Origin of the sequence: Sulfurimonas autotrophica DSM 16294 (assembly GCF_000147355.1) — a bacterium.
Classification (GTDB): domain Bacteria; phylum Campylobacterota; class Campylobacteria; order Campylobacterales; family Sulfurimonadaceae; genus Sulfurimonas; species Sulfurimonas autotrophica.
Map to the genome: position 1 here is coordinate 709705 of NC_014506.1, position 22327 is coordinate 732031.

Below are 22327 nucleotides of genomic sequence, written 5' to 3' on the forward strand. Positions count from 1 at the left end.
AGGTAAATTCATTTGTCTAAGCTAAATTGATATATGAACTAAGTTCAGAAAATACAACAGCACGATTACTCTCATTATTATCGAGCATTTTTGTGAGTAAATTTGCAATATTTTCATCAAGTTCAGGCAATATTTTTTTAATATTTGTAAGCTTTTCCCTCGGATTTTCATTTGTAAATCTATCATATGCAGAGTATGCTTCTTGTTTGGAGAATGAAAAATAAATTTTACGACCCAGTTCAAAGATTTCAAACTCTTCATTCTTACCTGTTTTTGTCATCTTTTTAATATCTAAATTAATATCAATGTGTTTTGCCCGTAAATAGGCTTGAAGTTGCATATAAAAGCCAATATAAGCATGAGAATATTGCGATAAAACTCTATCATGAAATTTCTCAAATGATTCATTTTTAAGACGTAGTTTTTTATATTCAAGTATAAGCGTTTCAACGAAAAATCTTGAAAATCTAAGAGGGGATGCCTTTATAACAGTATAACCATTTTTACCTTCACTGACAATCTTTCCTCCTATGGTTATATGCACACCGTCTTCGGTTTGTCCATTTACTTTTGTTTTACAGCCTTCAAAACCGATATCTCCTATTTCATGAGTTCCACAGCCTTTGACACAAGCCGACCAATACATTCTTACTCTACCGGATTTGAGTGGAACTTTAGTGCTTAAATACTCAGCCATTTCAATAGCATCTGCTTTATTCTCAATAACACCAAAAGCACAATGTTTTGTTCCTGCGCAGGCGACAAGGTTGTTAAAATAAGGCGTATTTATATTTTTGTATCTTGTAAAAAAAGCATCTTGTAAAAGTGCAGTAGTATCTTTGACACCTAAAATGTAAATATTTTGCTCAACACTAAATCTTATTTCGCCACTGCCATGGATTTGGCTTAACTCGGCTACTTTGATAAGATCACTTCCTGCAAATATTCCAGAAGGCACAATAACATGCACACCAAATGAACCGTCACGCAGTTGTACTTTTCCATGCTCAGAATCTACCGGATTCATCTGCGTCATTGTATCACCGGCTGTTGCAAAGTCAACACCTGCAACCTCACGAATAGCCGTAGAAATTTCAGGCATTCCCACAGCATCGATGAGAAAGTGAAGTCTATTTTTATTTCTGTTGTCTCTAAAACCGTATTTTCTAAAGATTTCAATAAGAGAACCATAGGCTTTTAAAACTTCTTCTTCATTTGTTAAAAAGATGTCAGCACTTTTGGCAATCATGCCTACTTTGCCACCAAGAAACATGTTGTAGCCGTAAACTCCATCTTTTTGTGCAAGAACGAGAGAACAGTCATGTCCAAAAACATTACATCTGTTTACAAGTGAACCTGAAATTCCTGTATTGAATTTTCTTGGAAGTGTAGAAATCCAGTCAGGATTTTTTAAAAAAGTTTTTTCAATTTTTTTAAGTAAATTATATGAAGGAAGCACATTGTCAAAACCGTCTTTGTCAAGCGGGTCTGTGACTATATTTCTAAAGTTGTCTACACCTGTCTGGTAAGAAGTAAGTCCAACTGCATCAAGACCTGCTAAAATAGCAGGCATATCTTCAATGTTTAAAAAGCGAAGTTCAATCTGCGCTCTTGTCGTAATATCAATGTAGTCTTGGCCGAATTCTTTTGCAATTTCTCCGATTTTTTTTGCCTGAACTGCGCCCAGATGTCCGCCTGAAACTCTGACTCTCATCATAAATTGTTGAGGTGTCTGAGCGTCCTTGTCATAAATACCGAAACATTTTAAAAAATATTTTTTATCTTCATCAGGGATAGCGTCATACCCCTCTTTTGCATACTGTGTTATCTTCTCGAAAGCTTGCATAGGTTTCTTAAGATCTTTTACTTTTTCAATTTTATTTACTTTTTTATTTCTAGCTTCGTATGCTTTTTCTAATACTTCTAATTGCAAAATATTCTCCATCATTTAATTTATATTCTTCCACCAGCTGCAACACCCCAGGTAGTTCTCCATCTTGTTTTTACTAAAGATATACCCATGATAGCAACAAGAACAACACCGGTGAAAATCATAAAGCCTGCTGAGTAGCCGTCAAAAGCACCTTTACTCCAACCAAGTGTTTTAATAAGTGCAGTACCGCCAAGACCGCCGGCTGCACCGATTATACCTGTCATAATACCGATATCTTTACCAAATCTTTGTGGAACAAGTTGGAAAACTGCTCCATTTGCCATACCAAGGTTTGCCATAATTAAAAAAAGTACAACGATTGCAACCCAAAAAGGCAATGTGATAACTGCATTTACAATTGCTAAGAGAGTTACCGTACCAAAGAAAATATAAAGTGATTTAACGCCGCCCATCTTATCGGCAACAGCTCCACCGACAGGTCTTAAAACAGCACCGGCAAAAATAGTTAATGCTCCAAAATAACCTGCGATTACTTTTACATTCGGTTCATCAAAAACATTTATTCCGAAATTACTCATATCAGCTTGATATGTATTCATAAGATATACTTTCATATATCCGGCAAATCCGACAAATCCACCAAAACTTACTGCATAAAAAAGGTTAAACCACCATGTATCTTTATCTTTTAACAGTTTGCCATAATCTTTTAGTTTTTTAGGACGAGGTGTATAAACTTCTTTGGGTGCATCTTTTGCTAAAAAAATGTATGTTACAAAAATTATAGTTGATAATGCACCGCCGACTAAAAATACTGCCTGCCATCCCCATATTTCTGCAATTTTTGGTGCAAAAAGGAAATCAATGACAACACCGATATTCCCGGCTCCTGCAATACCCAAAACGATACCTTGCAGTTTAGGAGGATACCATTGACCGGCCTGTGGCAGCGCAACTGCAAAAGACGCTCCGGCAAAACCTAAGCCTGTCGCAACAACCAAAAGCTCGTTATATGTGATGCCTTCTCCTCTGAAAAATGCGTAAAACAAAACAGAAATAACAACTGCCTGTGCCATTAAAGCTGTTTTCTTAGCTCCAAACTTATCAACGCCGAAACCGAGTAAAATACGAAGCAGTGCACCTGCTAAAATAGGAATAGAAAGAAGTGTTGCTTTTTGCGAAGCACTTATGATAAATCCATGTGTTGCTAATGACTCACTGATTTCTGTCGCTAAGGGTCCGAGCATTGTCCAGACCATAAAACTAAAATCGAAATATAAGAAAGCTGCAAAAAGTGTTTTTGCATCTCCTTGACCTTTGAGGGCTTTAAAACTTGCCATATTGTTTTCTCCAATTCAATTAATGGTGTAATTATAGTTAAAAACATTCTGAATATAGAATAGTAACTGATTAAAAAATAAGCAATAGTAAAAATTTAAAAGATTAAAAAATATACATTTTTCATATTAAAGAATAATATTATTGATATATATCAATTTTTTATATCTTCGGTTTATATAGAATTTATGAAAATTTAAGGAGACATAATATGACATTTACAAACTCTGCTGAGTTATTGTCTTTTCACTGGGTTGCTTACTCTATATATGCTGCAATGATTATTTCAGTTGTTGCATGGTTTGGATATAACTTGACAAGAAAAGATGCTAAGTCAGTTTTTCGTATTCCATTTTATTGGTATATGGCATTTTTAGTTGCAGGCGGTGTGGGACACCATATTTTCACGTATAATACAATACCTTGGGTGTCACAAGATATAGACAGACATAATATCAAGCCTGATGCAAAGTATGAATTTGAGATTGAAGATCACAAATGGATAGGTTTACCAAAACAGATAGTGATTCAATGCGGTCAAACAGTAGAATTTGATGTGCATAGTAGGGATTTAGTGTATGGTTTTGGACTATTCCGTCAAAATGGTTCAATGGTTATGCAGATGCAGGTAAATCCGGGAACTGATGTAAATGGAATTTTGGATTCTAATGACATACTTTGGACATTTAATCATAATGGTGTTTTTGATCTGACTTCAACTGAATATTCAGGGCCAGAGCAATATAGTGAGAATGGTAAAGATTTAATGTTGGTAAAAGATTTTGTGAAAGTTATCGGTTGTAGAGATAATGGAGGTATCCAATGAGTTATATAAAAACATTAGTAAATGGTACAAATTTTGACCATACGAGCTTAAATGCTTTGCAGAAGGTTACGCTTAGACCAGTTGTAATGGCATTTTTATTTTATGGATTAGTAGCTCTTGAGGGTATGATTATGAGAATGGTTGAAGTTGGTCATGTGCCACTTAATCCACTTCCTGAACAATTTTTTCATCCAGGGCACTTCTTCTCTATTATGACGGTACATCCGATTGTGGGAATTTTCGGTTCAACGTATCAGTTGGTCTTTGGTGCTTTCACTTTCTTGGTACCGTATCTTACAAAGAAACCGCTTTACAGTGTGAAACTTGCAAATATAACATGGCTGCTAATCACAATAGGAACGGCACTTGCATGGATTGCTGCGTTTGTATGGCAGTATGCACCGCTTTATACACTTTACTGGCCACTTCCTGCTGATACGCATCAGTTTAATGTGATAGGTGGTATTGTGTTTATCTTAGGTATTGCTTTAATAATGGCTGGTACTTTGGGATTTATTTATAATATCTATGCCACGATTTTTGCTCGTGTTGGTGTTCATAAAAACAAAACAACAAAAGAACTTTTAATATCTGGCTTTGGTATAGATGGATTCTTAAACCTTATTAATAAGCTTCGCGGCAAGCAGCCATATACAAAAGAACCTGCACTTGCTCTTCCTGTTGTTGCTATCTTTCGTGGTACGGTTGATACATTTTTAGACGCACTTGTCATTTTAGGTGCAGGAATTTTAATTTTAGTTTATCTTCTCTTTGATGCAGGTGGACATGTTCTTGATGTAATAGCGATAGATGCTCTTTTATATAAAAACTTTTTTTGGTGGGGTCTTGATCTTGTTGCTGATGGTCTTGTACTGATTTATGTTGCAGGAAGTTGGTATTTACTTGCTACTTTAATTACTGGACAAAAACTTTTTATGGAAAATGTTGCTCGTGCTGCGTTAATGCTTGAGCTTTTAGTTTCATGGATGGTTTGGTCGCATCATTTACTTGCCGATCAGGGACAGCCTGAAATGATGAAACTGATTTCGGGTGAGATGGTTACTGCGTTTGAGCTTCTCACACAGGGACTCGCACTTTTTATTACACTAGTTACTTTATGGAAGGCACGTCCTCTTAAGATGACTATGGAGTTAAAATATCTTCTTGGCGGTTTGGTAGGTTTTGGTTTAGCTGTGCCTGCTGCAATTATTCAAGCAGATATGGGTATGAATAGAGTTTTACATAATACTCAATGGATTATTGGTGCTCATGTGCATATTGCTCTTATTGTTGGACTGTATATGACACTTTACAGTGCTGTATATGTTTTATGGCCACTTGTAACAAATGATACAAAACTGTATTCTCATAAACTTGCTAATACGCACTTTTGGTTACATCTAATCGGCGGTATAGGTATGGGAGCATTTATGGGAATGGCAGGTCTTGATGGTATGCTTCGCCGCCACTTATATGTAGATGGACAATTTAATCCAGATATGATATTTGCGGCTATCTTTGGAACTATGTTACTTGTTGCATGGGCAGTATTTTTATACAATATAATTATGAGTGTTGGTATCAAAGGTTTAATTGGTATATTCTTACCAGCAGATGATAAAACTGCTTCTTATGGAATAGATGAAGAAATAGAACCGGCAGATGATCCTGCATTTGCAAAGTAAAAGTTTAACTTTTGAACTTAATTGTGTCGGCACCAGGTTTTAACCTGGGCTGAAATAGCTGGAACATTTAAATAGTAAGATTAAAACCTTGTTTGAGGGATTAAAATGATAGGAAAAAATAGTTGATAAACTTAGAAAGAGTTGCACGTGAAATAAAGACTATTGGACTTTATGATTTGGTTTTGCAAGATGTGCAAAGAATTGCTGGAAAAAATAGAGTAAATGAAGAAGAAATTCTTCAAATACTAGATAAAACCCCGGAAATACTAAAAGATTATATGCAAACGAATGTTGAATATAATTTAAGTAATATACATTTAAAAGATATAGAATTAGATGATTTAAAAGATGATTGCAAATTAAAAGCAATACAAATAAATGAAAATTTAGCAAAGCTTAAAGAACTTGAAAAATATACACTTGATTTTGAACAAAGTGCTACGCTTGTCATCATTTTTTCAATTGAATTTTTTGTACTTTTTTCTGTGCAGTATTTTATAGTGTTACTGAATCTTAAAGATTGGCAATGGTGGATATATACACTTTTCGCATCTTCTGTGGCAATAGCTTACTGGTATGGTAAAAAACAGAGCAAACTCTATGAGAAAAATAAAAAAAAATATGATGAACTTTATATTGAAACATTAAAGATAATAGAAGAGCTTGAAAATAATAGTTGTATTAAAAAAAGTGATCTTTTAATTTCGGAGTGTGAAGAACATGTCTAAGCAAATAGAGATTAATTTTATATGGAATCAAGAATTGGCTTTAATAACAAGTAAACTCTATTATGATTATGATATGAGACATTCCAATAAAAGATATATAGGATGGTTTTTTGTAGGCTTGGTTCAATTTGGAATTGTTGGAGCGCTAAAGCATGATAGTTACGGTCTGCTTTATGCTTCAACTTTTTTAGTTTTGTACTGGTATTATGGTAGATGGTATTTACGAAAAAGGATGCTATTAAACTTTTATAAGAAAAAGAGTCCCAAAAATGCACACATTCATTTTATAGTAAAGGATGATGGCTTGCATGGTGATAATGATTTGATTAGTTGGAATGATATTCATAAAGTTATAAAACTTGATAAGGGCATTTTAATACAAAGTATACAAAATACATTGTTCTTTGAGAATTCTGCCTTTAAATCATCTGATGATAGAATGAAATTTATAGAGATTACTAAAGAAAAAGGCAAAATTTAATGCATTATTTTTTTATTGGAGCTGTTAGCTTATTTGTAATAGGCTTATTTATTGTTGGTGCAGTAATGGATAAGGATGATATGAGGGATGATGATTAAAAATTAAACAGAAAATTGCAAAAATATTCATTTACATAGAGTATGATTTCATCACTTATATATGGAGAATACTTACATGCAAACACCCCTAGAGAATTTTATAGATTACAAAGCAGATACAGGTATGCAATGTGGTAATTATTCAATAGATATTCCGCCTTTAAAAGAGGGTGAACAGTACCGTTTTCACTTTGATGCTGTTGCTTGTGTCGGATGTAGATGTTGTGAAGTTGCATGTAATGAGCAAAATAATAACCCAGCCGATATAAAATGGCGTCGTGTTGGCGAAATGGAAGGTGGTGATTTTCCTGCATTTACACAGATGTTAAATTCCATGAGCTGTAATCATTGTATAGATCCAGAGTGCTTGATAGGATGTCCAACTGAATCTTATATCAAAATAGCAGAAACAGGTATTGTTGTGCATGATGATGATACTTGTATAGGTTGTCAATACTGTACATGGAATTGTCCTTATGGTGTTCCTGTATTTCATGAGGAGAGAAATATTGTTACAAAATGTCATATGTGTCATGAAAGACTCGATGTTGAAGAATCTCCAGCTTGTGTTCAAGCTTGTCCAGCCGGTGCAATTGAAATTGAAGTCGTCAATGTAGAAGAGTGGTTGAATCGTGATATTGATGAACAGGCAAATATGCCGTTTTTACCTGATGCGAGAATTACCAATTCAACAACACGCTATACTCTCCCTGATACTCTTCCTGATAATATGAAAGAGATGGATGAACATATTTTAAAACCAGCACATAAAGAACTTCCTCTTGTATTTATGACGGTTCTGACACAAATTTCGCTTGGTGGTTTTTTAGCACTCTTTTTAGGTGATTTTATGAGTCTGTTCGGATTTGAGAGTACAAATTGGATAATGGCACTGCTTGTGATGCTTCCTGCAGCTGTTGGTCTGCCTCTTTCAGCTTTACACCTGGGACGACCATTTTTAGCAATAACTGCTATGAAAAATATAAAAACCTCATGGCTTTCGCGTGAAGCATTAGCTCTTGGCGTCTTTACAGGACTTATGACAGCTGTTGTTGCAAGTTACTTTTTTGAGTTCTCTACTCTTTTACGGCTTATACTTGAAGCAGTTACGCTGACTATAGGAATTTATGGAATTTATGCACAAAGTATGATTTATCGTATTCGCGCGCGTCCTTCATGGAACAGAATAACAACAAACTTTAAATTTTTTGGAGTGGCTTATATTGGGGTGTTCTTAGTGGCATTTATGAGTAGTGTATCAAGTGTGCATGAAGCGATTATTCCTCTGACTACTCTGGGTATGCTCGGTTCATTGGCACAACTGTTCTTCTCCTATGAAGATATAAGAACACTCGATACAAAAGATAATGCATATCAATTACAACGTACAAAAAGACTTTTAAATGAAAATTTTAAAAATATTAAACTAATTCGTTTTACAAGCTTGATAGCAGGCGGTGTTATTTTACCTCTGCTTGCTTTAATTTTTGTAAGTGCGGGTTTTATAACAGCTGCATCGGTGATACTCTTTTTGGCAATAGTTATTGCTTTTATGAGTGAGATAAGTGACAGGTTTTTATTTTACACGACAGTAGTTCCACTGGGTATGGCAGGTGGATTTTTTGTTGGCAAACAGCGTTAGAGAAAGGAATTGTGATGATAACTAAAATAAAAGATTTTTTGGGTTTTGATATAAAAGAGGAGAAATATAAACTTTCTCATGATGATACATTTGGGATGATAGCTGATGAAAAAAAACCAGATAAATGGGTTTTTTCAACCTGTGGATATTGCGGTGTTGGTTGCGGTCTTTACATTGGTGTTAAAGATGGCAAAGCAGTCTATACAAAAGGAAACCCAAAACACTTTGTTAATCAGGGTACACTTTGTCCAAAAGGTTTGAGCGAGCACCAAATGATAAACTCTCCGCATAGAATCCAAACACCGCTTATTAAACGTAATGGAGAGTTACAAAGTGTAACATGGGATGAAGCTTTTACAAAAGTGAGCAATGAATTTAAAAGAATTCAAAAAGAGCATGGAAACAAAGCTGTATCAGTTATAGGAACAGGGCAGTTTTTGACAGAAGAGTTCTATACTTTGGGCAAATTTGTCCAATTGGGACTTCGTACAAATAATTATGACGGAAATACCACTTTATGTATGGCATCAGCCGTTATGGGGTATAAACAGTCACTCGGTAGTGACGGTCCTACAAGCTCTTATGAAGATTTTGAACACGCAGACACCATATTTTTGGTCGGGGCAAATATTGCAGACAATCATCCAATATTAACCTTACATGTAAACAAGAATCCAAAGAAAAAAGTGATAGTTATTGACCCTAGAGCGTCAAAGACATCACAAATGGCTGATGTGTATGTGCCTGTAAGGCCTCGCACCGATTTGGCGCTTTATAATGGTTTGGCATACATTGTGTTAGAACAGGGATGGGAAGATGAAGGGTATATAAAAGCAAATACAAACGGTTTGAAAGAACTGAAAAAACACCTGCAGGATTATCCGCCTCAAGAAGTGGCAAATATTACGGGTATTGATGTAAAAACTTTGTATGAACTTGCGCGTGAATTTGTCTCAAATGAAAAAGTGATCACAGGTTGGACGATGGGAATAAATCAGTCATTTATGGGAACAGATACGGTCAGTGCAATCATTAATCTGCACCTTTTAACCGGGCATATCGGGCGTGAGGGAACAGGTCCTTTTAGTATTACAGGGCAGTGTAATGCTATGGGTACAAGAGAGACAGGGTTTACTTCATCTCTGCCGGGATATAGAAATTACGGAGATGAAAAGGCTTTAAAAGAGTATGCTCAAATTGTTAATGTTCCGCAAGATATTATTCCACGTGAGCGTGGATACAAATATGCTGAAATAATTGATGCAATAGACAGAGGAGAGATAAAAGCACTTTGGATAACGGCTACAAACCCACTGGTCTCTTTTGTAAATCAGGATAAATTGCGTAAAACTCTGGCAAAACTTGATTTGCTCGTCGTACAGGATGCATTTTTAGGTGATACCGCACAAATAGCGGATGTAGTTTTTGCAGCAGCTACATGGGGTGAAAAAGAGGGTGTTTACACCAATAGTGAAAGACGATGCAACAAAGCAAATAAGGCAGTAGAACCTATCGGAGAAGCAAAAAGTGATTTTGATATCATAATAGAATTTTCTAAATATTTTGAAGGGGTCAATGAAATGCTCTTTCCAAATTGGAGTGAACCTAGAGATGCTTTTGAAGAGTGGAAAAAAGTCTCAAAAGGGCAGCTGTGTGATTACAGCGGTATGAGTTATGAGCTTATAGAAGAACTTGGCGGGATTCAATGGCCTTGTAATGAAGAGCACCCAAAAGGAACGAAAAGACTCTACTCTTCTGATACTCCATTTAGAACAGCCGATAAAAAAGCGAATCTGGTTTGTGCAGAGTGGTATCCGATGGCAGAGCCTGTCAGCCCTGAGTTTCCGGTGATTTTAAATACCGGGCGTACGGTTGAGCAGTGGCATACCCGTACCAAAACGAGAGATATAGCTATACTTGATAACCTTGCTCCTGAAGCGTGGGTGGATATATCGCCAATAGATGCACAAAAACTGAAGGTTAAAAGTGGAGACAGGATGAGTCTTTCATCTCCTCGCGGGCGGGTTGATGATGTTATAGTTAGAGTGACATCAAGTGTACGAGAAGGGACAGTTTTTGTTCCATTTCATTTTAATGAGCAACTCGTGAACACTTTGACAAATGAAAGTTTTTGTCCAAAATCAGGTGAACCAAATTTTAAACAAACGGCTATTCAACTTCATTCTGTTGAGGTTCCTGAGGGTTTAACAATTGAAAAAGAACAGTCCAGCGGAGCTATAGCACACCATAAAGTAGTCTATGAGGGTGTTACGCATAAGGAAAAAGAGGACGTAAAAGTATAAGTCAAAATAATGATATTTTATGTTACAATAAATTAAACCAAAATTATGGCGGTGATAATTATGCAAGAATGTGAACTGTACCAATATTACATATTTTTAGTTATAGCACTTTTATTGGTGAGTCTGTTTTTTAATTTGAGATATAAACAAACTATTCAAAAACGTCAAGAAAATGAAAATATATTGATAAAAAATGCCTATTATCACCCTGTGACTTCATTACCAAATAAAGAAAATATTAAAATTGTTATTTCTGAACAAATAGACAGAGCATTGAGGCATGACAAGTCTTTTTTAATTATGTTGGTAAAAATAAAAAATTATCATGAAGTTAAGCTGCATGCTAAGGTTTTAGCGGAAGAATTTATTTTAGAAGCGAGCAACAGATTATTGCAAAGCACGCGTGATGAAGATATCATAGGACATATGAGTGATGATACCTTTGTTGTTGTTTTTAACGAATACCTTGAAGAAAGAAACTATAATATTGTGCTTAAAAGGGTGGAAGAATCTTTCGCAGAATCACCGGAGCTCGATACAAAGTACAATATAGATTTTAAAATTTCTATAGGTACATGTAAGTACCCAGAGGAAGCGAATGATGTTGATTCATTAATAGAAAAGGCAAGAAACGAGGCTATTGATATAGATTAAAAAGCATCTCTAAAACGTCCAAAGCAAAACAAAAGCCATTTTTAAGTATAATACCCAGATTTTTATAAAAAGGTATATGCATGATAAACAAACGTGTTTTAGTTAAATTTTCGGGTGAAGCTCTTGCTGGAGAAGCAGGTCATGGAATCGATACAAAGATTTTAAAGTATATAGCCCAAGAGATTAAAACTCTTGTTGATGCAGGTATTGAAGTCGGTATAGTCATCGGAGGCGGAAATATTATCCGCGGTGTTACTGCCGCACAAGATGGAATTATTAAGCGTACCTCTGGTGATTATATGGGGATGCTTGCAACTGTGATTAACGGTGTAGCTATGCAAGAGGCTTGCGAACATGCCGGAATGCAGGTTCGTATGCAGACAGCGATTAAAATGGAACAAATTGCAGAGCCATACATTAATCGTAAAGCGACGCGTCATCTTGAAAAAGGACGCGTAGTTATATTTGCAGCAGGAACGGGAAATCCGTTTTTTACTACAGATACAGCAGCAACACTTAGAGCTGTTGAAATTGGTGCAGAAGTTATAATTAAAGCTACAAAAGTTGATGGGGTCTATGATAAAGACCCTGCTAAATACAGCGATGCCGTAAAATTAGCTGAACTTACATATGATCAGGCATTACAAGATCATATTAAGGTTATGGATGATACTTCTATAGCATTGGCAAAAGACAATAGTTTGCCAATTATTGTTTGTGACATGTCAAAGCAAGGAAATTTGTTAGATATTTTGAACGGAAATATGAGTAACTGCTCAATAGTAAAATAAACTAAAGGAAAAACAGAGAATGAAAGTTGAAGAATTAACAGCAAAAGTTTTAAAAGACCATCCAAATATGGACCGCTATCAATTGGCAATTGCAGTTGCGAAGAGATGTGATGAGTTAGAAAATGGTGCTCCAAGCAAATTAAATGTCAATACAAGCAATATTAAATCAGCTGATTTAGCATTGATGGAAATAGCTGAAGGCCTTATAACGGTTAAAGGCTTTACAGACAAAGAAAAGTAATCTTTTGCCTCTGAGTCAAGTAGATATAGAAAAAGTCAAACATATTCATGATATTGAATCTGCGACTTCTTATCTTTTTTCTCAAATACCTAAAAGCCAACCGCTTGAAAAGGCTTTACAATTTTCTATAGATTCACATCAGGGACAGTATAGAAAGAGCGGTGAACCTTACATTATTCATCCCATTTTAGTAGCTTCTATTGTTGCATCTATAACCAATGATGAGTCCATGGCTATTGCCGCATTGTTACATGATGTTGTAGAAGATACTCCAATTACCATTGAGCAAATTGAAGATTTATTTGGTAAAGATGTTGCTCATTTAGTGGCTGGTCTTACAAAAATTGATGCTATTAGAGATCATGAACTTATTCCATCAAATTCTGATGAAAAACTTGTGGTATCGGCACTTTCTTTTAGAAAAATGCTGATTGCAAGTATTGAAGATGTTCGGGTTTTAGTTGTCAAGCTTTGTGACAGGCTGCATAACATGTTGACGTTGGACGCTTTACCTGGACACAAACAAAAACGGATTGCTGAAGAGACTTTGGTTGTATACGCTCCTATTGCACACAGGCTTGGAATCTCATTTTTAAAAAATATGCTTGAAGATTTGAGTTTTGGTTATCTATTTCCGGAAGAAAAACACCATATAGAAAATTATCTTGACACAAACTATCATGCTATTGAGATGAAGCTCAATGCTATCAAAGAATCAATTATGAAGATTCTTGTCAAAAATGGTTTTTGTGAAGATGATTTTGAGATTCTCTCAAGAATTAAGCATAAGTATTCCATTTATCTAAAGATGCAAAGAAAAGGTGTGAGTATTGATGAGGTACTGGACCTTCTTGCCGTGAGAATTCTTACAACCGACCCTGTGAAATGTTATACGATTTTGGGCCTGATTCACCTAAACTTTCGTCCGCTTGCATCACGATTTAAGGATTATATTGCTGTAGCAAAAGACAATGGATATCAAACTATTCATACGACAGTTTTTCACAATGCTACAATTTTTGAAGTGCAAATCAGAACTTATGAAATGCATAAAACTGCAGAACTCGGTGTTGCCGCGCATTGGAAATATAAAAGTGGCGGGAATAACATTAAGCTTGACTGGTTAAATAGCCTGCAGTATCAAAATGAATCTGTCGAGGACTTTTATGCGCTTATAAAAAATGATTTATATTCTGAAGATATTTCAGTTTTTTCTCCAACAGGGGATGCTTTTACCCTTCCTCGCGGTGCTGTGGCACTTGATTTTGCTTATGCTGTGCACTCTGAAGTCGGCAATAAAGCTGTAAATGCTTTAGTAAACAAAACAAAAGCTTCATTACTTACAGAATTAAATAACGGAGATATTGTAAAAATTATTACCGGTGATGAAATTATTACGAGATGTTCTTGGATTGATGCCGTAAAAACCTCAAAAGCCAAAACAAATATGAAATTAAACTGTAACGCAAGAATTCGTGAAATTAATGCAAAAATGGCTATAAACATAGTTGCTACGGCAATGAATTTGAATCATTCAAGAGTACAGGAATGGTTTGTTAAGCAACATTGTGACAGTGTGACCTCAATTCCTAATGATATAGAACATTTTAAAAATGTTATTCACAAATATATAACGGATATCAGTAAAAATAACAGGTTTAAAAATTTTATTTCTCGTCATAGATTTAAGCTTAAGCGTTATGAAATTACCGGTCTTGAGATTTATTCTACGACAAATATTACCGACATTGTCTTTGATTATTGCTGTCATCCAAAATATGGTGATGAAGTCATGGGCTTTTTAGACAAAACAAAAGTACATGTACATCATAAACTATGTAATCATGCTGCAAAAATGCTTGAAGAAAATGAGCCAATGGTATTTGTCCGATGGAAACAAGAAAAAATATATAGATACAAGCTTATTGCTTCTCTTCATAATGAAAAAGGTGCTTTAGCTGAGTTTTTAAGTTTTCTGGTAAAACTCGATGTAGATATTAACTCAATCGAATTAGGAAAAGACAATTCTGATTATATTAAGTATTGTGATCTGGTTTTTGAGTCAAAAGAAGCTGATATTAACTCACTTCGTGTTAAAATAGAGTCAAAAATAAAAGTTGTCAATTTGGTTAGAACTGACGATGCTTATAAAAATTAAATCAATATAGAGAGAATAATAGATGATAGATGAAGCTTTAAGAGAGATAAACAGAGGTTGTGCAGAGATTATTGACAACGAGAGAATAGAAAAACTTTTAAAAGCTTATTTTCAAGAGGGTAAAACATATATGGTAAAAGCGGGTTTTGATCCTACAGCGCCGGATTTGCACCTTGGACATACAGTTCTTTTGCAAAAACTTGCAACATTTCAAAAATACGGTGCGCGTGTACAGTTTTTGATAGGAAGTTTTACGGCGACAATCGGTGATCCGACGGGTAAGAATGCTACACGTAAGGTTTTATCAAAAGAAGATATTATTAAAAACATTGAGAGCTATACGACACAGGCTTTTAAAATTTTAGATGAGAGTAAAACAGATATAGTCTATAATGATGACTGGCTCGGGAAAATGAGTGCATCTGATTTAATATCACTTGCATCTAATTTAACAGTGGCACGTATGCTTGAACGTGATGATTTTTCAAAAAGATTTAAAACAAATGTGGCAATTGCTACAAGTGAGTTTATGTATCCGTTGTTGCAGGGTTATGACAGTGTATATTTAAAGTCTGATATTGAAATAGGCGGAACAGACCAAAAATTCAATCTTTTAATGGGTAGACAGTTGCAAAAAGCGTATGACATTAAAAAGCAGCAGGCTGTTTTGATGATGCCTATTTTAGAAGGGCTTGACGGCGTACAAAAAATGAGTAAGTCATTGGGTAATTACATAGGTGTGTCAGATAAACCAAATGATATGTTTGGTAAAGTTCTAAGTATATCTGATGAGCTTATGTGGCGTTATTTTGAACTATTGAGTGATAAGAGTTTGGATGAAATAGCAGAACTTGAAACAGCGGTTAAAGAAGGAAAGCTGCATCCTAAAAAAGTCAAAGAAGATTTGGCATTGGAAATTACAGCACGTTTTCACAGCAAAGAAGTAGCAGAGAATGCAAAAGTGGAATTTGATAAAGTGCATTCAAAAAGTCAAATTCCAAGTGATATTGCAGAATTTAGCTGTGATGGACCGATTTGGATTGCAAAAGCATTGCTAGAATGTAACATGGAGCCCTCAACATCTCAGGCAAGACGAGATATTAAGCAGGGTGGTGTTAAAATAGATCAAGAAAAAGTTTCTGATGATAAATTAGAGTTGTCATCCGGAGAGTACCTGTTACAGGTTGGAAAAAGAAAATTTGCAAAGTTAAAGGTTAAATAAAATGAGTTTCAAGTCTTTAAAAATTGGTAAATATGAAATAGAAAAGCCAATAGTGCAAGGTGGTATGGGTGTCGGTATCAGCTGGGATCAATTAGCCGGAACTGTTTCAAAAGAAGGCGGACTCGGTGTTATAAGTTCTGTTGGAACAGGTTACTACAAAGATAAAGAATTTGCAAAAAAATTGGTGGCGGACAGACCTTTGAGTGAAGTGAATTTTTATTCGAAAGAGGGTTTTCATGAAATTGTGAAAAATTCCAGAAAAATTTGTGGTGATAAACCTTTAGCTGCAAATATTTTGTATGCTATTAATGACTACGGACGTGTAGTACGTGATGCATGTGAAGCAGGTATAGATATTATCATTACAGGAGCCGGGCTTCCTACAAATATGCCGGAATTTACAGAAGGGTATCCTGATGTAGCGCTTGTACCTATTGTGTCATCACCTAAAGCGTTAAAAATAATCTGTAAAAGATGGCAAAAACGATATAACCGTCTTCCTGATGCAGTAATCCTTGAAGGTCCTAAAAGCGGCGGGCATCAAGGGTTTACATATGAGCAGTGTTCAATGGATGAATACCAGCTTGAAAATCTTGTAAAACCTGTTGTTGAAGAGGCTGCATTATGGGGTGGTATGCCTGTTATCGCTGCGGGCGGTATATGGGATAAAAATGATATAGAAGCAATGATGGAACTCGGTGCCAGCGGTGTTCAGATGGGTACACGCTTTATTGGAACATTTGAATGTGATGCACATGCAAACTTTAAAAAAGTTTTACTTGATGCTAAAGAGGGTGATATTAAGCTTATGGGCTCTCCTGTGGGCTATCCTGCACAAGGTGTCGTAACAAACTTGACACATTTGGTAGAAAAAAGAGAAGGTCCTGCTATTAAATGTATATCAAATTGTGTCGCACCATGTAACCGTGGAGAAGAGGCTAAAGTCGTCGGTTTTTGTATAGCGGACAGACTCAGTGATGCCTATGAGGGCAACTTGGAAACAGGACTCTTTTTCTCAGGAACAAACGGCTATAAATTAAATGAAATCATTACAGTAAAAGAACTTATTGACAAGTTGATGCAGGGCGAATAATATTTTATGATAAAAGTTGTTGCTCTCGTACTTTTTTTTATTACTACTCTGCATGCCCTAAGTAATCTGGAAATTTTGAAAAGGGCAGATTCTTTTTCAAAATCTTCGAGTAAAAGTAATCAATTTCGTGCATATAATGATTATAAGAATTTGTACTTACGTGCATTAATGAATAATGACAAAAAACTGAAATATTCTGCACTCAAAGGTATAGTATACAGCGGACATAAACTCCATATTGACGTGAAACAATATGAAAAAGAGTATAAACAAGCAATACATGTAACACACTCTTCTAAAAAAAGACATCAAACAAAAAAAGTCATTAAGATTCAATCTTCTCATAAATTAAGTGCTGTGCGTTTTAAAAATGGACGATTGATTTTACGATTTGACAAAAATCTTAAGAAAAATCAGGTAAACTATTTTACGCTGCATGATAGAAAAAAGGGAGTCTATAAATATATTTTTGATATTCATGCTTCTATGCTAAAGAGTTCGACGACGCTCAGACAAGAGGGTATTGATAAAATAAAGCTGGCACAATATAATCCGAATACTTTAAGACTTGTCATTCAAAATAGAACTCCTCTGAGTGTACGTTTTACAAAAAAAGCTAAAGAGCTTTCTATAAAAGTAGCCAATAAATCAAAAAAAGCCAAAACTGCGATTGCATCAAAGAAGTACAAAAAAGCACCGCCCAAAAGATTGGACAGAGATAAGATTATTGTTATAGATGCAGGACACGGCGGAAAAGATCCCGGAGCTATCGGATATAGAAAATACAGAGAAAAAGTGGTAGTGCTGAGCATAGCAAGAGAGCTAAGAAATATTTTGCGCTCACGTGGATACAAAGTATATATGACTAGAGAGGGTGATCATTTTATAAAACTGAGAAACAGAACAAAATATGCCAATAAAAAAAATGCAGATATTTTTATCAGTATTCATGCCAATGCTGTGGGGCGAAAAGATGCCAAAAAAGTTTGTGGACTAGAATGTTATTTTCTTTCAACTTCACGCTCAAGCAGAGCTAAAAAAGTAGCTGCAATGGAAAATTCTGCTGATTTGGATGAGATGGATTATTATGGAAAACAAAGCTTTTTAAATACTATCAACTCTCATAATATAGTAGCATCTAATAAGCTGGCAATTGATTTGCAAAGAGGTGCGTTATCAACACTTAAAAGCAGATATAAAAATGTGAAAGATGCAGGTGTAAGAGAAGGACCATTTTGGGTACTTGTAGGTGCACAAATGCCTTCTGTTTTGGTAGAAGTCGGTTTTATTACGCATCCGGATGAGGCTAGAAAACTTGTAAACAGAAAATATCAAAAGACGATGGCAAAAGGGCTTGCAAACGGAGTAGAAAGGTATTTTATAAATAATTAAAAAAGATGGACTTAGTCCTCTTTTTTATACTCCAAATCGCCGGCAACGGCTTCTTTGTCGTTGATGATTTTTTCAATCTGCTGCTTTACTTTGTCATAACGGAACTGTTCTTTAAAGCCCATGATCCTTCCACCTGCTGCATTAGGGTGTCCGCCGCCGTTTGCCCACTCTTTAGAAATTTGTGAAACGCTTACATTGTTATTTGCACGCAGACTCATAGTTCCGCGGTAACTGACATCTACTATAAAGTCATATTCAGGGTAAGCCGTTAAAAAACCGTTACCGACTATAGAAGTATTTCCTACACCGTAACTAAGGTAGCCTCTATAGCCTTTGTAGTAAATTGTTTTTTCATCACGGGCTTTACCTAGTAGCTCTACTACATAACGCGTAGCAAGGTTGTCAAGCGTATTATTTTCATTTCTTTTGAAAAAATCTTTTTTCAATGAGTGTATTTTATCATCCAGCAAGATAGGTGCATCAGGCTCGTGGATTAAACTAGCAGCTTTATGTAGGAGAGTGAGTTTATATTCTGAGTCTTCTTGGGGAAACATGATGCGGTTAAGCTCTCTTGTTTCAGTGACAAGACGCATGCATACTTTTCCGTATTCAAAATTATCATGTTCTTCTTGTTTCCATAAATCAACGGCATTGACAACATCAACATATTTTTCCATCCATACCGGCTCATCAAGTTCAAAGTGCTCTTTTGCATAATCATAGGTGATTTTTGTTGCACAGCGACTTGTATCAAGATAATACCATTCATGCTTTTTTGCACTCTCTTCGCCGCTTCCGTGATGGTCCAAAAGCTGTAATTTGACGTCAAAAGAGTTGTCATTCATCTTTTTTACTTCATGAGAGAGCCATCTTGATTCATCAGCCGTAAGATTTAAGTCTGTGATTAAAATATAGGCTTTGTTTTTGGCTTTTCTGATATTTTCCAAAATTAAATCAAGTTTTTGTTTTACCTCCGGTCCGTAATTGGCATTATAATTTAACTTTTTGTATGGTGTATACTGCATAACCAGCTGGCAGCTATATCCATCTAAGTCAATGTGTGAGAGATGGTGGATTGTTCTGTTTTTCATTTTTACCCTTTTAATTGTTTGTTTCTTGTGTTTGAATTGAAATAGAGCCCATAACCTCAAAGGTTGCACTCGAATCAATTTCTGCATGAGAAAGTGTGACGACATCAAGAGAAAATCTCTCAAATATTTCAGCAACACTGCGACGGATTTGTGGATCAACGATAATGATGACTGGTGATACCCCTTTTTGCAGTAAATCTGCGGCTTTTGTACTTGTTGCCTGGATCAAGGCATTAATCTCTCCTACATTGAGCATAAGGTTTCTTACCCCGTCTTGTTCTTGCGATTTTTGCAGTAGCAGCTGTTCTGTCTGTGTATCAAATGTTAGTAGCCTGATGACACCGTCATCACCTGCATACATTTGTGTAATAACACGGGAGAGTTTTGCTCTAACCTGTTCAGTTATCAGGTCAACATTCTTTGTGTATTCTGCAATATCTGCAATCGTTTCCAAAATTGTAAGCATATCTTTAAGTGGAATTTTTTCATGCAGCAGTGCTTTTAGGACTCTTTGAATTAAACCAATAGAAGCTACTTTTAATACATCATCAATAATTACCGGATAATCGTCTTTAATTTTGTCGATGAGCGACTGTACTTCTTGACGGGTTAAGAGCTCTTCAGCATTGCGTTTAATCAGTTCGCTCATATGTGTCGATATAACTGTAGCCGGGTCAACAACCGTATAACCGTTTATAATTGCATCTTCTTTTTGTTCAGGAGTTATCCATATCGCATCGAGCCCAAAAGCAGGTTCTTTTGTCGGTTCACCCTGAATTTCCCCTGTTGCCATACCACTGTCCATAGCAAGAAATTTGTCAGGCATAATCTCACCCTCTCCAATGGCAATTCCTTTAAGCAGAACCTGATATTGATTAGGTTTGAGATGAAGATTGTCTCGAATTCTGACCTGCGGCATTAAAAATCCAAAATCACTTGCAATTTTTCTTCTCATTGAACGAATACGTTCGAGTAAATCACCGCCTTGAGAACTGTCGGCGAGTTTTATAAGCTGGTAGCCAAGAGTAAGTTCAAGCATTTCTACTTTGAGAATGTCTTCCAGTGCACTCTCTTCTTCTTTGGCAATCTCTTCATTTGTTTTTTTCGGTTTGATTTTTTCTTTCTCTTTTTCTATCTCTTCTTTTGTCTTCACGCCGAGCATGTTTTCGACATCTAAAATGGTGAGTTCACCTCTTTCATATTTGTATATAGACCATCCAAGCAGAGCAAAAAGGATCCCGACAAATCCCATAGAGGCAGTTGGCAGACCAGGTACAAGAGCAAATAAAAACATAATAAAGCCGACTATCATCAAGATTTTTGCATTGCCGATCATTTGCGAGATGGTACTTTCGGCAAAACTACCACCATCGTTAGATGAACGTGTAATCATAATACCCGTTGCTGTTGATATTATAAGTGCAGGAATTTGACTTACAAGACCGTCACCTATTGTTAAGAGAGTAAATACTGAGGCACTGTCAGAGACGCTCATGCTATATTGGAAAACACCTATTAAAAATCCGCCGATTATGTTAATAAGAGTAATGATAATGCCGGCAACAGCATCACCTTTGACAAATTTTGACGAACCGTCCATTGCTCCGTAAAAATTGGCATCTTGAAGAATTTCTGCACGGCGCTGTTTTGCTTCGGCATCATCAATTAAGCCGGCATTTAAGTCGGCATCCACCGCCATCTGTTTTCCTGGCATAGAATCAAGTACAAAACGTGCTGCAACTTCTGCAACCCTTGTAGAACCTTTGGTGATAACCATAAAGTTGATAAGTACCAAGATAGAAAAAACAATAATACCAATAACATAATTTCCGCCGACAACAAAGTCACCAAAGCTTGTAATAACGTCACTGACTTTTTCAGGCCCTTCATAGCCGTGACTTAAAATCATTCTGGTTGTTGCAATATTTAAAGAGAGTCTAAAAAGTGTTAAAACAAGTATAAGAGTTGGAAATGTTGTCAAGTCTGTCGGTTTTGGAACATAAAGTGATATAAGAAGTATTAAAACAGAAAGGGCAATAGAAATCGTCAGTAAAACATCTAAAACTGAAGAGGGCAAAGGTACTATGATAATGGCTAATATTGCCATTACAAAAATGACAACACCCAGATCACGTTTCCCTAGTAAAAAGTTGAGTGAAGTTCCAATTTTTTGTTTTGTTGTCAGTTTTCTTGCCAAGTTGTACTATCTCACCAAGTTTAGTCGTTTAATAAGTCTGCCAAAGTTAAATTTGCCAAAAACAAATCTATTTTACCTTGGAGTTTATGTAAAAAAGGCCATATCGAACATGTGCTGGCTTTTTCAGACGGGCAGTCTTCTAAAGATGGAGCACATTCAAAAACGGCAGGAGCTTTGCCTTCCACGCAAGATGCAACTTCAAGCATATTAATATCTTGAGGCTCTTTTTTTAAAGCAAAACCGCCGTTCACACCTTTATAGGAGTTTAATATTTGCGCTTTTGCCAGTGACTGAAGTATTTTTGCCAAAAAGCTTTTAGAAATAGAGAGTTCTCTAGAGAGAGTGTCACTATCCATTGGAGATTCTGCTTTTGAGAGCAGTATAAGTGACAAGATGGCATATTCGCTGGCACGGGTTATAAGCATATATTTACTTTCATTTAGACTTTTAAAATTATATTATATCTAAAATTACTGTTTTATTACTATATAAG

Annotated in this window: 18 protein-coding genes; 13 read left to right on the forward strand and 5 right to left on the reverse strand. The window is 35.7% G+C overall.

Features of this window, described 5'->3' with window-relative positions; genetic code table 11:
• Positions 1-16: 16 nt before the first annotated feature.
• Entirely contained in the window at positions 17-1933 is a 1917-nt protein-coding gene (locus SAUT_RS03705) for a ferredoxin--nitrite reductase (protein ID WP_013326531.1), read from the reverse strand.
• A 20-nt stretch (positions 1934-1953) separates the two neighbouring features.
• Positions 1954-3234: an MFS transporter gene (locus SAUT_RS03710; RefSeq protein WP_013326532.1), complete on the reverse strand. Its 1281-nt coding sequence runs from the start codon at positions 3232-3234 to the stop codon at positions 1954-1956.
• Positions 3235-3443: 209 nt separating this feature from the next.
• On the opposite strand from SAUT_RS03710, the gene SAUT_RS03715 reads away from it, so the two are divergent.
• The 13 genes from SAUT_RS03715 (at position 3444) to SAUT_RS03775 (ending at position 18546) form a co-directional block, all read left to right on the forward strand.
• Positions 3444-4058: a cupredoxin domain-containing protein gene (locus SAUT_RS03715; RefSeq protein WP_013326533.1), complete on the forward strand. Its 615-nt coding sequence runs from the start codon at positions 3444-3446 to the stop codon at positions 4056-4058.
• On the forward strand, positions 4055-5743 hold the full coding sequence (locus tag SAUT_RS03720) for a cbb3-type cytochrome c oxidase subunit I (RefSeq protein WP_013326534.1): 1689 nt from the start codon (positions 4055-4057) through the stop codon (positions 5741-5743). The genes SAUT_RS03715 and SAUT_RS03720 overlap by 4 nt, the downstream gene beginning before the upstream one ends.
• Positions 5744-5865: 122 nt before the next feature.
• Positions 5866-6471 carry a hypothetical protein gene (locus SAUT_RS03725; RefSeq protein ID WP_013326535.1) on the forward strand — a complete coding sequence of 202 codons (606 nt, stop codon included), beginning with the start codon at positions 5866-5868 and terminating at the stop codon, positions 6469-6471.
• Positions 6464-6952, forward strand: coding sequence for a hypothetical protein (locus SAUT_RS03730; RefSeq protein WP_013326536.1), 489 nt, complete (start codon positions 6464-6466; stop codon positions 6950-6952). The genes SAUT_RS03725 and SAUT_RS03730 overlap by 8 nt, the downstream gene beginning before the upstream one ends.
• Before the next feature lie 174 nt (positions 6953-7126).
• The gene (locus SAUT_RS03735) at positions 7127-8692 is read left to right on the forward strand and encodes a DmsC/YnfH family molybdoenzyme membrane anchor subunit (protein WP_013326538.1); all 1566 of its coding nucleotides are present in this window, start codon (positions 7127-7129) and stop codon (positions 8690-8692) included.
• Between the two features lie 14 nt (positions 8693-8706).
• Positions 8707-10995 carry a molybdopterin oxidoreductase family protein gene (locus SAUT_RS03740; protein WP_013326539.1) on the forward strand — a complete coding sequence of 763 codons (2289 nt, stop codon included), beginning with the start codon at positions 8707-8709 and terminating at the stop codon, positions 10993-10995.
• 60 nt (positions 10996-11055) lie between these two features.
• Positions 11056-11649: a GGDEF domain-containing protein gene (locus SAUT_RS03745; protein WP_013326540.1), complete on the forward strand. Its 594-nt coding sequence runs from the start codon at positions 11056-11058 to the stop codon at positions 11647-11649.
• 83 nt (positions 11650-11732) lie between these two features.
• Positions 11733-12440 (forward strand): UMP kinase, encoded by a 708-nt coding sequence (gene pyrH / locus SAUT_RS03750; RefSeq protein ID WP_174250634.1) that lies wholly within the window; start codon positions 11733-11735, stop codon positions 12438-12440.
• A 19-nt stretch (positions 12441-12459) separates the two neighbouring features.
• On the forward strand, positions 12460-12681 hold the full coding sequence (locus tag SAUT_RS03755) for a DNA-directed RNA polymerase subunit omega (RefSeq protein WP_013326542.1): 222 nt from the start codon (positions 12460-12462) through the stop codon (positions 12679-12681).
• A 4-nt stretch (positions 12682-12685) separates the two neighbouring features.
• Positions 12686-14839: a RelA/SpoT family protein gene (locus SAUT_RS03760; RefSeq protein ID WP_013326543.1), complete on the forward strand. Its 2154-nt coding sequence runs from the start codon at positions 12686-12688 to the stop codon at positions 14837-14839.
• Positions 14840-14861: 22 nt separating this feature from the next.
• A complete protein-coding gene (gene tyrS / locus SAUT_RS03765) occupies positions 14862-16061 on the forward strand; it encodes a tyrosine--tRNA ligase (RefSeq protein ID WP_013326544.1) in 1200 nt (399 codons plus the stop codon).
• 1 nt (position 16062) lies between these two features.
• The gene (locus tag SAUT_RS03770) at positions 16063-17154 is read left to right on the forward strand and encodes a nitronate monooxygenase (RefSeq protein WP_013326545.1); all 1092 of its coding nucleotides are present in this window, start codon (positions 16063-16065) and stop codon (positions 17152-17154) included.
• Positions 17155-17160: 6 nt separating this feature from the next.
• Positions 17161-18546, forward strand: a complete 1386-nt coding sequence (locus tag SAUT_RS03775) for an N-acetylmuramoyl-L-alanine amidase family protein (protein ID WP_013326546.1) — start codon at positions 17161-17163, stop codon at positions 18544-18546.
• Positions 18547-18557: 11 nt separating this feature from the next.
• Here the strand turns inward: SAUT_RS03775 and SAUT_RS03780 are convergent, their stop codons facing one another.
• From SAUT_RS03780 to SAUT_RS03790, 3 genes are read right to left on the reverse strand one after another with little or no spacing between them, the layout of a single operon-like run.
• Entirely contained in the window at positions 18558-19637 is a 1080-nt protein-coding gene (locus tag SAUT_RS03780; RefSeq protein ID WP_013326547.1) for a DHH family phosphoesterase, read from the reverse strand.
• Positions 19638-19647: 10 nt separating this feature from the next.
• The gene (flhA, locus tag SAUT_RS03785) at positions 19648-21834 is read right to left on the reverse strand and encodes a flagellar biosynthesis protein FlhA (RefSeq protein WP_013326548.1); all 2187 of its coding nucleotides are present in this window, start codon (positions 21832-21834) and stop codon (positions 19648-19650) included.
• A 20-nt stretch (positions 21835-21854) separates the two neighbouring features.
• Positions 21855-22259 carry an RrF2 family transcriptional regulator gene (locus SAUT_RS03790; protein ID WP_013326549.1) on the reverse strand — a complete coding sequence of 135 codons (405 nt, stop codon included), beginning with the start codon at positions 22257-22259 and terminating at the stop codon, positions 21855-21857.
• Positions 22260-22327: the final 68 nt, after the last annotated feature.